Source organism: Pseudomonas kurunegalensis (genome assembly GCF_030291635.1).
In the GTDB taxonomy this organism is placed as follows: domain Bacteria; phylum Pseudomonadota; class Gammaproteobacteria; order Pseudomonadales; family Pseudomonadaceae; genus Aquipseudomonas; species Aquipseudomonas monteilii.
In genome coordinates, this window is sequence record NZ_CP127871.1 from 5,475,118 (window position 1) to 5,488,388 (window position 13,271).

Sequence of the window (13,271 nt, forward strand, 5' to 3'; positions counted from 1 at the left end):
AAATTCTTCACCTTATTCAAACCTGTGCGATCCATTTGCGGTGCGTGTGGATCGACATCAGAACGCCAAACGCTGACAGCAGCGTCACCAACGATGTTCCGCCATAGCTGATAAACGGCAGCGGCACGCCCACCACGGGGAGAAGGCCGCTGACCATTCCGATATTGACGAACACGTATACAAAAAAGGTCATGGTCAGGCTGCCCGCGAGCAGCTTGCCGAACAGGGTCTGCGCCTGGGCCGTGATCATCAGGCCGCGGCCGATCAGCAACAGGTAGACAATCAGCAACAGGCAGATGCCGACCAGGCCGAATTCCTCGCCCAGTACGGCGATGATGAAGTCGGTGTGGCTTTCGGGCAAAAAGTCCAGGTGCGACTGGGTACCGAGCAGCCAGCCCTTGCCGAACACTCCGCCCGAACCGATTGCAGCCTTCGACTGGATGATGTTCCAGCCCGTGCCCAACGGGTCGCTCTCCGGGTCGAGGAAGGTCAGTACCCGCTGCTTCTGGTAGTCGTGCATCACGAAGAACCACATCGCCACCGCCACCGGCACTGCCGCTGCCAGCACGCTGAGGATCCAGCGCCAGCGCAGGCCACCCATGAACAGCACGAAGGCACCGGAGGCAAGGATGAGCAGCGCGGTGCCCAGGTCGGGCTGGCGTACGATCAATATGAACGGCACGCCAATCAGCACAAGGCTGATGGCCACGTGCTTCAAATGCGGCGGCAAGGTGCGTTTGGACAGGTACCAGGCGATGGTCGCCGGCATGATGATTTTCATGAATTCCGAGGGCTGGAAGCGGATCACTCCGGGGATGTTGATCCAGCGCGTGGCCCCCATGGCGTTGTGGCCCATCACGTCCACCACCACCAGCAACAGCACACCGGTCAGGTAGGCCAGCGGCACCCAACGGGCCATGAAGCGTGGCTCGAGCTGGGCGATGACGAACATCGACACCAGGCCGATGCCGAACGAGGTGGCCTGCTTGAGCAGCAAGTCCCAGTTCTTGCCACTGGCCGAATACAGTACGAACAGGCTGCCGGCCGCAAGGGTGAGCAGAATGACCAGCAAGGGGCCGTCGACATGAATGCGCTGCAGAAAGCTGGCGCGCCGACGCATCACATCCTCGCTGGAGAGCATGCGATCGAAATTGTTCATCACAGGGCCGATTCCTGGGTCACGGTGGCAGGCGCGAACTCGGGCTTGAGTCGGCCGTTTTCGTCGAGCAGCCAGGCGTCCATGATCTGGCGTACCACGGGGGCAGCAACACCCGAGCCGGACTCACCGTTCTCGACCATCACCGAGACCACGATTTTCGGGTCATCGGCCGGGGCAAAGGCGACGAACAGGGCGTGGTCGCGGTGGCGCTCCTGGAGCTTGTTGCGGTCGTACTTCTCACCCTGCTTGATCGCCACCACCTGGGCGGTACCGCTCTTGCCGGCAATGCGGTACTGGGCGCCAGCAGCCGCCTTGCGTGCGGTACCACGGGCGTTGTGCATCACCTGCTCCATGCCGTGGGTGACCTTGGCCCAGTCGGACTTGTCACGCAGCACGATGTTTTCCATGGGGTTTTCGTCCACCGGCGGCTGGCCTTCGATGGTCTTGGCCAGGTGTGGGCGGTTCCACACGCCCTTGTTGGCGATCAATGCCGTGGCCTGGGCCAGTTGCAGTGGTGTGGCCTGCATGTAGCCCTGGCCGATGCCGAGAATCAGGGTTTCACCCGGGAACCAGGCCTGGCGGCGCGTGGCGCGCTTCCATTCACGCGATGGCATCAACCCGGCGGACTCCTCGAACATGTCGAGGGAAACCCGCTGGCCGATGCCGAACTTGTTCATGTAGCTGGACAGCCGATCGATGCCCATCTTGTGCGCAAGGTCATAGAAGTAGGTGTCGTTGGAACGCATGATCGCGGTGTCCAGATCGACCCAGCCATCGCCGGAGCGGTTCCAGTTACGGTATTTGTGGTCGTAGTTGGGCAGTTGGTAATAGCCCGGGTCGAACACCCGGCTGCTGGCGTTGACCACGCCACTGTCCAGGCCGGCAATCGCCACGGCCGGTTTGATGGTCGAACCCGGCGGGTACAGGCCACGCAGCACGCGGTTGAACAGCGGCCGGTCTATCGAGTCGCGCAGTTCGGCATAGGCCTTGAAGCTGATGCCCGTCACGAACAGGTTGGGGTCGAAACTTGGCTGGCTGACCATCGCCAGCACCTCGCCAGTACGCGGGTCAAGCGCCACCACTGCGCCACGCCGGCCGCCCAGCGCGGCTTCGGCGGCTTCCTGCAGCTTGATGTCCAGGCTCAGTACGATGTCCTTGCCAGGTTTCGGGTCGGTGCGCTTGAGCACTCGCAGCACACGGCCACGGGCGTTGGTCTCGACCTCCTCGTAGCCGACCTGGCCGTGCAAGGCGTCTTCGTAGAAGCGCTCGATACCGGTCTTGCCGATATGGTGGGTGCCGCTGTAGTTCACCGGGTCGAGGGTTTTCAGCTCTTTCTCGTTGATGCGCCCCACATAACCCACCGAATGGGCGAAATGCGCCCCCTGCGGATAATGCCGCACCAGCTGCGCAACCACTTCCACACCTGGCAGGCGGAACTGGTTTACCGCCACCCGGGCGATCTGCTCTTCATTCAGCTCGAACAGGATCGGCACGGGCTCGAAGGGCCTACGGCCCTGACGCATGCGCTTCTCGAACAGCGCGCGGTCGTCGGCCGTCAGCTCCAGCACTTCGACGATGGTATCCAGCACTTCTTGCCAGTTACCCGCACGTTCGCGGGTCATCGACAGGCTGAAGCTGGGCCGGTTGTCGGCAACGATCACCCCGTTGCGGTCGAAAATCAGCCCGCGAGTCGGGGGAATCGGCTGCACATGCACCCGGTTGTTCTCCGACAGCGTCGAGTGGTAGTCGTACTGGATGATCTGCAGGTAATACAGCCGCGCGATCAGCACACAAATAAGCAGCATGATCGCCACCGCGCCGACCACGACGCGGTTGCGCACCAGGCGGGCGTCTTTCTCGTGGTCCTTGAGACGGATCGGCTGCGACATCGGACTGCTTACAGGCTCATTTGTGGTAAGGGTGCCCGGACAACACGGTCCAGGCGCGGTAGATCTGCTCGCCGATGAGTATCCTTACCAACGGGTGCGGCAGGGTCAGCGGCGACAGCGACCAGCGTTGCTCGGCGCGCGCACAGACCTCAGGCGCAAGGCCTTCCGGGCCCCCCACCATCAAATTCACCGTGCGCGCATCCAGGCGCCAGCGGTCCAGCTCGGTCGCCAGCTGCTCGGTACTCCAGGGCTTGCCATGGACCTCGAGGGTGACAATGCGTTCCCCAGGCTGCACCTTGCTCAGCATGGCTTCGCCCTCCTGACGGATCAGGCGGGCGACGTCGGCATTCTTGCCACGGGTATTCAGCGGGATTTCCACCAGCTCCAGCGACAGCTCGGCAGGCAGGCGCTTGGCATATTCATGCCAGCCTTCCTCGACCCACTTCGGCATGCGCGAGCCGACCGCAATCAGGCGCAAACGCACAGCGCTGCCCTTATTCGCGGTCTTTGAGCTTGTCGGAGTACTCGTGAGCGTGGTCCGGGCTGTGGTGCTTGCCATCGGCAGCACGGCTTTGCTCGGCACCCTGCCACAGGCGCTCCAGGTCGTAGAACTGGCGGGCAGCGGCAGTCATCATGTGCACGATGACGTCGTTCAGGTCCAGCAGTACCCAGTCGCTGTCGCCTTTGCCTTCTTCACCCAGTGGCTGGGCGCCCTTGGCCTTCACGGCTTCGCGGACCTTTTCCAGCATCGCGTTGATCTGGCGGTTGGAGGTACCGGTGGCAATGATCATGTAGTCGGTCAGGCTGTGCTTTTCGCGCACGTCGATGACCTGGATGTCCTGGGCCTTGACGTCTTCCAGCGCTGCCTTGGTCAGGGCGACCAGTTCTTCGCCGTAAATTTTCTGCTTGGTCATATAAAACTCGTTCAACTCGTTGGATGAGGCGCCAGAGGCACCGTCAGTTGGGCGCACGATACAGTTCGTGCGCCTCGATGTAGGCCAGTACGGCGTCCGGCACCAGGAACCTCACCGATTTGCCGCTGGCCAGCAGCTGTCGGATCTGTGTAGCCGACACCGCAAGCGGCGTCTGCCAGACGAACGAAATATTTCCCGCCGGGCCGGACATGGCGGCAGGATCGCTCTCCGAACGCGCAGCCAGCAGGTTGCGCAGCTCGTCAGGGGGTTCTACGTCGGCATCCGGGCGTTGCAGCACCAGGATGTGACAGTGTTGCAGCAGTTCTTCCCAGCGATGCCAGGTAGGGAGACCACAAAAGGCATCCCAGCCCAGCACCAGGAACAGCTGGTCGTTGTCGGCCAGTTCGGCACGGATCGACTCCAGCGTATCGATGGTGTACGACGGTTTGTCACGTTCCAGCTCGCGGGCATCGACGCTCAGGCAGGCAACGCCTTGCACCGCTTCACGCACCATGGCCAGGCGATCCTCGGCGGCCACCTGCGGGGTATCGCGGTGTGGCGGCCGGGCGTTGGGTAACAGGCGCAACTCGTCCAGCCCCATGAACTCGGCCACTTCCAGCGCGCTGCGCAGGTGGCCGATGTGCACGGGGTCGAAGGTGCCGCCTAGAATGCCGATGCGCCGGACTGCCTGGGCCTTGCTCAACTCAGCACGACCCCTGGCCGCGCAGCTGGCCATCGCCGATGACCACGTACTTCTCGCAGGTCAGGCCTTCCAGGCCGACCGGGCCACGGGCATGCAGCTTGTCGGTGGAAATGCCGATTTCCGCACCCAGACCGTACTCAAAGCCGTCGGCAAAGCACGTCGGGGTGTTGAGCATGACCGACGCCGAGTCGACTTCAGCCATGAACTGGCGGGCTTCGCCCTGGTGTTCGCTGATGATCGAGTCGGTGTGGTGCGAACCGTAGTGGTTGATGTGCTCGATGGCCTGGTCCAGGCCGTCCACGACGCGGATCGACAGGATCGCGTCCAGGTACTCGGTGTGCCAGTCGTCTTCGCTGGCCGGTTTGGCTTCGATCAGCGCGCGGGTACGCTCGCAGCCACGCAGCTCCACGCCCTTCTCCTGGAAGCGGCGGGCCATTTCCGGCAGGAAGCGCTCGGCCACCTGCTGGTCGACCAGCAGGGTTTCCATGGCGCCACAGATGCCATAGCGGTAGGTCTTGGCGTTGAAGGCCACGTTCCAGGCCTTGTCCAGGTCGGCATGCTGGCTGACGTAGACGTGGCAGATGCCGTCCAGGTGCTTGATGACCGGCACCCGGGCATCGCGGCTGATGCGTTCGATCAGGCCACGGCCGCCGCGCGGCACGATGACGTCGACGAACTGCGGCATGCTGATCAGCGCGCCCACGGCTTCGCGGTCAGTGGTCTCGACCACTTGAACCACGGCTGCCGGCAGGCTGGCTTCAGCAAGGCCACGCTGGATGCAGGTGGCGATGGCGCGGTTGGAATGGATGGCTTCGGAGCCACCGCGCAGGATGGTCGCGTTACCCGACTTAAGGCACAGGCTGGCGGCATCGATGGTCACGTTCGGGCGCGATTCGTAGATGATCCCGATCACCCCCAACGGCGCACGCATCTTGCCGACCTGAATGCCCGATGGGCGGTAGCTCATGTCGCGAATCGCACCGACCGGGTCCGGCAGGCTGGCCACCTGGCGCAGGCCGGTGATCATGCCGTCGATGCGTGCCGGGGTCAGCGCCAGGCGGTCGAGCAGCGCCGGCTCCAGGCCATTGGCGCGGCCGGCGGCCAGGTCCAGTTCGTTGGCGGCAGTCAGCTCGGCACGGGCAGCATCCAGCGCATCGGCGGCGGCTTGCAGGGCGCGGTTCTTCTGCGCGGTGCTGGCACGGCCGATCACCCGGGAAGCCTCACGGGCAGCGCGACCCAAGCGGGTCATATAGTCAAGAACGGACTCAGTCATGGGTTCGGTGTCTTGGCGAAGGGGAAATCGGCTGATTATAACTGCCGCGCAGGTGTACGCCCAGCGGCGGGTGGCGGATGGTAGAAAATGGATGTTTGCCTTTGGCTTTTCTGCGCCTGTGAGATCGAGCGCCGCCCGCGCGGCGCATCGCGAGCAAGCTCGCTCCTACATTTGTTTCGGGCCAATTATTCCTGGGGATGTGCACGCGAACGCCTTGGCGCATGGCTCGATATCGTGTCGTACGAAAAGGGCGGTCGCGCGCGTTGGCACAGTTGTTACTGGCCCGAAACAAATGTAGGAGCGAGCTTGCTCGCGATGCGCCGCGCGGGCGGCGCTCGATCTCAATAAAAACGAATACCTCAAGGCGAACAATCCACAGCCCCGCCAACGAAACATGCAGATACCATTCAATCTAACCCCCAGTTCAGCCTCGATTAAGCCATTCATTGCTATCATCCCGCCTCCCCAGCCACGAACCGCCCGCATGCCAGCCCTGCCCGACAGCTTTTTCGACCGCGACGCCCAGACCCTGGCCAAAGCCCTGCTCGGCAAGGTTATCCGCCATCGCCACGGCGACCTGTGGCTGGCCGCGCGCATCATCGAAACCGAGGCTTACTACCTCGCCGACAAAGGCAGCCACGCCTCGCTCGGCTACACCGAAAAGCGCAAAGCGCTGTTCCTCGATGGCGGGCACATCTACATGTACTACGCCCGTGGCGGCGACTCGTTGAATTTCAGCGCTCACGGCCCGGGCAACGCGGTGCTGATCAAGTCCGCCTATCCTTGGCAGGATGCCCTTTCAGGCCCCAACAGCCTGGCGCAGATGCAACTGAACAACCCCGATGCCAGCGGCCAGCTGCGCCCGGATGAGCGCCTGTGCGCGGGCCAGACCCTGCTATGCCGGGCCCTGGGCCTGAAAGTGCCGCACTGGGACGCCCAGCGCTTCGACGCGGAGCGGCTGTACGTGGACGATTGCGGCAATGCCGTACCACGGGTCATCCAGGCGGCGCGCCTGGGCATCCCGCACGGGCGTGACGAACACCTGCCCTACCGTTTCGTCGATGCCGAATACGCCCGCTTCTGCACGCGGAACCCGTTACGCCGCGGCCAAGTCGAAGGCCGTGACTTCTTCATTCACGAACAAGGAAGCTGAACATGGGCCAATGGCTCGACAGCCTGACCGGCTGGCTAAGCGCCAACCCACAGTGGCTTGGCCTGGCGATTTTCCTGGTGGCCTGCATTGAATGCCTGGCCATCGCCGGCATCATCGTGCCGGGCACCGTGCTACTGTTCGCCGTCGCGGTACTGGCCGGCAGTGGCGCCTTCAGCCTGGGTGAAACCTTGCTGCTGGGCTTCCTTGGCGGCCTTTTGGGTGATGCGCTGTCGTACACGGTGGGCAAGTACTTCCACCAGAACATCCGACGCCTACCACTAATACGCCACCACCCGGAGTGGATCGGCAGCGCTGAGACCTACTTCCAGCGCTACGGTATTGCCAGCCTGCTGGTAGGGCGCTTCATTGGCCCCCTGCGGCCGATGCTGCCCATGGTCGCCGGCATGTTCGACATGCCTCTGCCGCGCTTCATTGCTGTCAGCCTGGTGGCCGGCGCCGGCTGGTCGGTCGCCTATCTATTGCCCGGCTGGGCCACCGGTGCAGCCATGCGCCTGCCGCTGCCGGAAGGCTTCTGGCTGGATGCGGGCATCATCGCTGGCACCCTGGCCGTGCTGATTGGCCTTAGCCTCAACAGCAGCCTGCGTGACCAGCGCCACGGCACCCGGCTGGTTGCCGGCCTCAGTTTCATTGCCCTGGCCGGGATATTTATCGGCTGGCCTTACCTGCATGAGTTCGATCAAGGCGTGATGACACTGGTCCAGGAACACCGCAGCCAGGCCATCGATGGCACCGTGGTCCTGGTAACGCGGCTGGGTGACTTCCGTACCCAGTTCTTCCTTGGCGGGCTGCTGACAGGCCTGTTGCTGCTTGCCCGGCAGTGGCGACACGCCCTGTTCGCTGCCGGCGCCCTGATGGGCACGGCGATTGCCAACGGCACACTCAAATGGCTGTTCGCCCGGGCACGGCCGGAAGTGCTGACCGACCCGCTGACCAGCTACAGCATGCCCAGCGGGCACAGTTCGGCGTCGTTTGCGTTCTTTCTGGTGATGGCCGTGCTGGCGGGGCGTGGGCAGCCGCCGAGGATGCGCCTGACCTGGGTGATGCTGGGTTGCATTCCGGCCCTGGCGATTGCCCTGTCGCGGGTTTACCTGGGGGCTCACTGGCCGACAGACATTCTGGCCGGAGCACTGCTGGCGTGCTGCGTGTGTGCGCTTAGCCTGACCCTGGTGCAACGGCGCCAGACACTGCCAGCCTTGCCGCAGCGGGCGTGGTGGCTGGTGTTGCCGGCCTGCGTGGCGCTGCTGGCGTTCTTTGCCATGCATGCGCTGCCGCAGGCTTTGCTTCGATACCAATATTGATGTAGCCAGTACCCTCAGGCAAACAGTTCGCCCTGAATCCGCTCCAGCAGCTTCTGGATCTCCCCCAGCCGCTGCTGCGGCGAGTCAAGCGTCAACAAGTCCAGCTTGTCCTCTTCCATGAACGGCAGCAGGTACGCCAGCTGATTGGACAGCGCCTGACGCCCATCCACTGGCCTCGGCATGTCCAGCGCTTCGACCATCGGGTGCTCACCCAGCGCCACCAGCAACGCCAGCAGGTCGTCGTCCGCCTCCAGCAACGGGCTGTCCGCCTGCTCCGGCAACCATTGCACCTGCCCTACCAGCAACTGGTCTTTCTGCACTTCGGTGCTGTCGAGGTTAAAGCGCCGAACGCCTTCAACTCGGATACCCAGCAACCCGTTGTCCTGCTGCACGAAGTCGCGGATGACCGCCTCACAGCCAATCGAGGCGACCATCGGCGGCGCTTTGCCAACCTGCTCGCCCTCAAGGATGCACACCACACCAAAACCTTCGCCCTGCTTCATGCAGCGGCCGATCATGTCCAGGTAGCGCGCCTCGAAAATCTGCAAATCGAGAAAGCAGCCAGGAAACAGCACGGTATTGAGCGGAAACAGCGGTAGCGTCATCACAAGTCCTCAAGCCACCAGGCTGACCGCCAGCGGCAGGAACACCGCCGTGGCCACGCCCATCAGGCTCATCGCCAGCGCGGCAAAGGCGCCGCATTCATCACTTTCCTGCAGGGCCACCGAAGTGCCCACCGCGTGCGCAGTCACCCCTAGCGACATGCCTCGCGCCTCAGGGCTGTGCACCCCGAAGCGGTTCAGCAGTGCCGGGCCGAAGATGGCCCCGATCACCCCGGTAATCAACACGAACACCGCAGCCAAGGCCGCCACGCCACCAATCTGTTCAGCCACCAGCATGGCGATCGGCGAAGTGACGGACTTCGGCGCCATGGTCATCAGGATCATGTGTTCGGCACCGAACCACCAGCCCAGCAACAGACAGCACAGGGTGGCGAACAGGCCTCCGACTACCAGCGTAGTAAATGTGGGCCAGAACAGCTGGCGGATACGCCGCAGGTTGAGATAGAGCGGCACAGCCAGGGCGACAGTGGCAGGCCCCAGCAGGATGTTCATGATTTCGGTGCTTTTGCGGTACTCGCTGTAGTCGATACCGCACAGCAGCAATACGCCGATTACCAGCAACATCGACACCAGCACCGGCTGCAGGAAGATCCAGCGGGTCTTTTCGTAGGCCGCCAGCACAACCTGGTAGGCCCCGAGCGTAATGCCGATACCGAACAACGGGTGATGGACGACTGCGTCAAGCGCGCCTTGCCAGTCGAGCATCATGGCTGCTCCTCACGCTTGCCCTGGCGCTGGATGAGCTTTTGCATCAGCACCCCGACAAACACCAGCGTCACCAGACAGGAAATCAGCAAGGCTCCGACAATGGCCCAGAAATCGGCCGCAATGTCCTTGGCATACACCATCACCCCCACCGCCGGCGGCACCAGCAACAGCGGCAGGTAGCGCAACAGGCTGCTGGCGGCCTCGTTCAACGGCTTGCCCACCTCACCGCGAGCCATGAGAAAGACCAGCAGCAGCAACAGGCCAATGATCGGCCCCGGCAAAACCGGCACCAACAGGTGATTGATCGCCGTTCCCAGCAGCTGGAACAGCACCAGCCAGGTCAAACCACGCAACAGCATAAGCATCTCCCTCGGGCATGGTGGCCATTATAAGCACGCCCGGCTATAGACCGATATTCGCCGAAAAGCGGGCAACTTGACTGAAACGGTTAGCCGTGCTGATCTTGCACTTTCGTACCAACTGACAACCTGGAGAGTCCGCGATGCCCTATGTACCGGTTACAGAGCTTTCGCAGTACGTTGGTAAGGAACTGGGCCGCTCTGCCTGGCTCAAGATCAACCAGCAGCGCATCAACCTGTTCGCCGAGGCAACCGGCGATTTCCAGTTCATTCATGTCGACCCTGAGAAGGCGGCAAAAACACCGTTTGGCGGCACGATTGCCCACGGTTTCCTGACGTTGTCGCTGATTCCCAAGCTGATCGAGGACATCCTGGTCCTGCCGCAAGGGCTGAAGATGGTGGTGAACTATGGGCTGGACAGCGTCAGGTTCATTCAGCCGGTCAAGGTCGACAGCCAGGTGCGTTTGAAGGTGGACCTGGCCGAGGTGACCGAGAAAAAGCCGGGGCAATGGCTACTGAAGGCGATTGCCACGCTGGAAATAGAAGGTGAAGAGAAGCCTGCTTATATAGCCGAATCGCTTTCCCTGTGTTTTGTCTGATGCATTCCGGGGGCGCCACGTGCGCCCCGATCCACAAATCCCCCGCACTCGCGTAAACTGCCAGCCTTCGCGCAGCCTAGGGCTGCCCCTGTCGATTTACCAAAGGTGCCCGCCATGCCCTGGCTGCAAGTACGCCTGGCCATCAGCCCGGAACAAGCCGAAACCTACGAAGACGCCCTGCTTGAAGTAGGCGCCGTCTCGGTCACGTTCATGGACGCCGAAGATCAACCGATCTTCGAGCCAGACCTCAACACCACCCCGCTGTGGTCGCACACCCACTTGCTGGCGCTGTTCGAGGCCGATGCCGACCCTGAGCAGGTGTTCGCCCACCTGCGCCTGCTGACCGGCGCCGAGCTGCCCGAGCACCAGGCCGAAGTGATCGAGGACCAGGACTGGGAACGCAGCTGGATGGACAACTTCCAGCCGATGCGTTTCGGCCAACGCCTGTGGATCGTGCCGAGCTGGCACGACGCCCCGGAAAAGGACGCCGTCAACCTGCTGCTCGACCCGGGCCTGGCCTTCGGCACCGGCACCCACCCCACCACCGCCTTGTGCCTGGAGTGGCTGGATGCCCAGCAAATGGAAGGCACCCAAGTGCTGGACTTCGGCTGTGGCTCGGGCATCCTGGCCATTGCCGCGCTGCTGCTGGGCGCCCGTGAAGCCGTCGGCACCGACATTGACGTGCAGGCCATCGAGGCTTCGCGCGACAATGCCCAGCGCAACGGCATTGCCGATGAAAAGCTGGCGCTGTACCTGCCCGAGCACATGCCGGCCATGCAGGCCGACGTGCTGGTCGCCAATATTCTGGCCGGCCCGCTGGTGTCGCTGGCGCCGCAGTTGTCCGGCCTGGTCCGCCCAGGTGGCCTGCTGGCCCTGTCGGGCATCCTCGCCGAGCAGGGCGAAGAAGTGGCTGCCGCCTACGCCGCCGACTTCGAGCTGGACCCGATCGTCGTGCGCGACGGCTGGGTGCGCATCAGTGGTCGCCGCCGTTAAGCGGGCCTAGAATAGTCTTCTGCACAGCTCCCGGATTGCCGCATGACCGACAGTTTCGTCACCCAGTGCCCGCATTGCCAGACCAGCTTTCGCGTCACCCACCACCAGTTGAGCGTGGCTCGCGGTGTGGTGCGCTGCGGTCACTGCTTGCAGGTGTTCAATGCCGCCAAGCAGTTGCTGGAGCAGAACCGCGCCAATGCACCGGCGGTGCCTGCGCCAGTACCCGCTGTGCCGGCCGAACCGCTGATCGAACAGGCGGTCACCCCTGAGCCCGCCATCGAAGTACGCAACGATAGCCCTGACGAGGCCTGGGCGCTTACCGCCCAGGCCCTGGATGAGCTTGACCTCGACAAGGAACTGGAACGCCTGGAACGTCGTGGCCAACCGGCACCCACACGCCCGGCCAACCTGGATGGCGGGCTGCAGGCACGGCGCGACGAACTGCACCCGGACGAGCACGCAGACGACCTGTTCGGCACAGCCACCGATGAGCCCTTCGAACCACAACAGCCGGCAGAAGCCGCCCCGGTGCTGTTGGAGCCAGAGCCCCTGGCGCTGGACCTGGAACCGGCACCCGGCGAGCGCACCGAACCGACCCTGGGCAGCAACCTTGACCTGGATATCGATGACGAGCCGCCCGTACACCGCGCGCCCGAAATCGATGAGCAGCCTGCCTTCAGCGAGCCACTGCGCGCCAGCGATGACGAAATACCGGAAAAAGGCCTGAGCGCCCGCGACGATGAGCCGCTGGCGCTGCACCTGTCGGCCCGCGACGACGAACCTGACGAGCCACTACCCGGCGACCGCCTTGAACCGGCCCTTGCCAGTAAACCCGAGCGCCCGGCACGCAAGGAACCGCTGGTCGACGTGGTCGACGACCCGCTGCAGCTGGGCTGGGAAAAACCCGCCCCCAACTGGGGCAAGCGTTTGCTGTGGGGCTTTCTGACCTTGCTGGCTGCTGGCCTGCTGGCCTTCCAGTACGTGTGGTTCCACTTCGACGAAATGGCCCGCCAGGACCAGTACCGGCCAATCTTCCAGCAGGTCTGCCCGATGGTCGGTTGCCAGGTGCCCACCCGCGTCGATATTGCACGCATCAAGAGCAGCAACCTGGTGGTGCGCAGCCATCCCGACTTCAAGGGTGCACTGATCGTCGATGCGATCATCTACAACCGCGCCCCCTTCTCCCAGCCGTTCCCGCTGCTGGAACTGCGCTTTGCCGACCTCAATGGCCAGCTGATCGCCAGCCGTCGCTTCAAGCCCAGCGAGTACCTGTCGGGCGAGCTGGCCGGGCGTGGCGACATGCCCAGCCAGACGCCGATCCATATCGCCCTGGACATCCTCGACCCGGGGCCGAAGGCCGTCAACTACAGCCTGAGCTTCCGTTCGCCGGAATAAGCGACAAGCGGCAAGCTTCAAGCCACAAGACAAGCGAGCCGATAGCCGGCCTGCTCCCTCTTGCAGCTTGAAGCTTGCTGCTTGTCGCTCGCCCTGATTGTTCAGATTTTATCCAAATCCATCTTTATCCGGTCACCGAGAGCGGGTATCATGCCAACCCTTTTTCGAACTCCAAGATTCGGCC

The 13,271-nt window shown here is 63.3% G+C and carries 14 protein-coding genes; 5 read left to right on the forward strand and 9 right to left on the reverse strand.

Features of this window, described 5'->3' with window-relative positions:
- Positions 1–16: 16 nt before the first annotated feature.
- Genes rodA through QQ992_RS25005 form a run of 6 tightly spaced genes read right to left on the reverse strand, consistent with a single transcriptional unit; the run spans position 17 to position 5,938 of the window.
- Entirely contained in the window at positions 17–1,120 is a 1,104-nt protein-coding gene (rodA, locus tag QQ992_RS24980; RefSeq protein ID WP_042131952.1) for a rod shape-determining protein RodA, read from the reverse strand.
- A gap of 38 nt (positions 1,121–1,158) precedes the next feature.
- Entirely contained in the window at positions 1,159–3,048 is a 1,890-nt protein-coding gene (gene mrdA, locus QQ992_RS24985) for a penicillin-binding protein 2 (protein ID WP_286111433.1), read from the reverse strand.
- Positions 3,049–3,064: 16 nt separating this feature from the next.
- Positions 3,065–3,532, reverse strand: a complete 468-nt coding sequence (gene rlmH, locus QQ992_RS24990; protein ID WP_003249722.1) for a 23S rRNA (pseudouridine(1915)-N(3))-methyltransferase RlmH — start codon at positions 3,530–3,532, stop codon at positions 3,065–3,067.
- 10 nt (positions 3,533–3,542) lie between these two features.
- The gene (gene rsfS, locus QQ992_RS24995) at positions 3,543–3,962 is read right to left on the reverse strand and encodes a ribosome silencing factor (RefSeq protein ID WP_016712189.1); all 420 of its coding nucleotides are present in this window, start codon (positions 3,960–3,962) and stop codon (positions 3,543–3,545) included.
- Between the two features lie 43 nt (positions 3,963–4,005).
- Entirely contained in the window at positions 4,006–4,698 is a 693-nt protein-coding gene (gene nadD, locus QQ992_RS25000; protein ID WP_119371560.1) for a nicotinate-nucleotide adenylyltransferase, read from the reverse strand.
- Positions 4,667–5,938, reverse strand: a complete 1,272-nt coding sequence (locus QQ992_RS25005) for a glutamate-5-semialdehyde dehydrogenase (protein WP_286111434.1) — start codon at positions 5,936–5,938, stop codon at positions 4,667–4,669. Before QQ992_RS25005 ends, nadD begins: the two co-directional genes overlap by 32 nt.
- A gap of 484 nt (positions 5,939–6,422) precedes the next feature.
- Between QQ992_RS25005 and QQ992_RS25010 the strand changes: the two genes are divergently transcribed.
- Entirely contained in the window at positions 6,423–7,091 is a 669-nt protein-coding gene (locus QQ992_RS25010; protein ID WP_104833882.1) for a DNA-3-methyladenine glycosylase, read from the forward strand.
- A gap of 2 nt (positions 7,092–7,093) precedes the next feature.
- The gene (locus tag QQ992_RS25015) at positions 7,094–8,410 is read left to right on the forward strand and encodes a bifunctional DedA family/phosphatase PAP2 family protein (protein WP_286111436.1); all 1,317 of its coding nucleotides are present in this window, start codon (positions 7,094–7,096) and stop codon (positions 8,408–8,410) included.
- A 14-nt stretch (positions 8,411–8,424) separates the two neighbouring features.
- Here the strand turns inward: QQ992_RS25015 and QQ992_RS25020 are convergent, their stop codons facing one another.
- The 3 genes from QQ992_RS25020 to QQ992_RS25030 are packed head-to-tail and all read right to left on the reverse strand — an operon-like array spanning position 8,425 to position 10,100.
- Positions 8,425–9,015 (reverse strand): LON peptidase substrate-binding domain-containing protein, encoded by a 591-nt coding sequence (locus QQ992_RS25020; protein WP_119371563.1) that lies wholly within the window; start codon positions 9,013–9,015, stop codon positions 8,425–8,427.
- A 9-nt stretch (positions 9,016–9,024) separates the two neighbouring features.
- Positions 9,025–9,741: an LrgB family protein gene (locus QQ992_RS25025; RefSeq protein WP_286111437.1), complete on the reverse strand. Its 717-nt coding sequence runs from the start codon at positions 9,739–9,741 to the stop codon at positions 9,025–9,027.
- The gene (locus QQ992_RS25030; protein WP_286111438.1) at positions 9,738–10,100 is read right to left on the reverse strand and encodes a CidA/LrgA family protein; all 363 of its coding nucleotides are present in this window, start codon (positions 10,098–10,100) and stop codon (positions 9,738–9,740) included. Before QQ992_RS25030 ends, QQ992_RS25025 begins: the two co-directional genes overlap by 4 nt.
- A gap of 143 nt (positions 10,101–10,243) precedes the next feature.
- Here QQ992_RS25030 and QQ992_RS25035 point away from each other — a divergent pair, with 143 nt between their 5' ends.
- From QQ992_RS25035 to QQ992_RS25045, 3 genes are all read left to right on the forward strand, one after another.
- Positions 10,244–10,699 carry a MaoC family dehydratase gene (locus QQ992_RS25035; protein WP_286111439.1) on the forward strand — a complete coding sequence of 152 codons (456 nt, stop codon included), beginning with the start codon at positions 10,244–10,246 and terminating at the stop codon, positions 10,697–10,699.
- 114 nt (positions 10,700–10,813) lie between these two features.
- Positions 10,814–11,692 (forward strand): 50S ribosomal protein L11 methyltransferase, encoded by an 879-nt coding sequence (gene prmA / locus QQ992_RS25040; RefSeq protein WP_105946274.1) that lies wholly within the window; start codon positions 10,814–10,816, stop codon positions 11,690–11,692.
- A 42-nt stretch (positions 11,693–11,734) separates the two neighbouring features.
- Positions 11,735–13,087: a DUF3426 domain-containing protein gene (locus QQ992_RS25045; protein ID WP_286111440.1), complete on the forward strand. Its 1,353-nt coding sequence runs from the start codon at positions 11,735–11,737 to the stop codon at positions 13,085–13,087.
- The last annotated feature ends 184 nt before the right edge of the window (positions 13,088–13,271 follow it).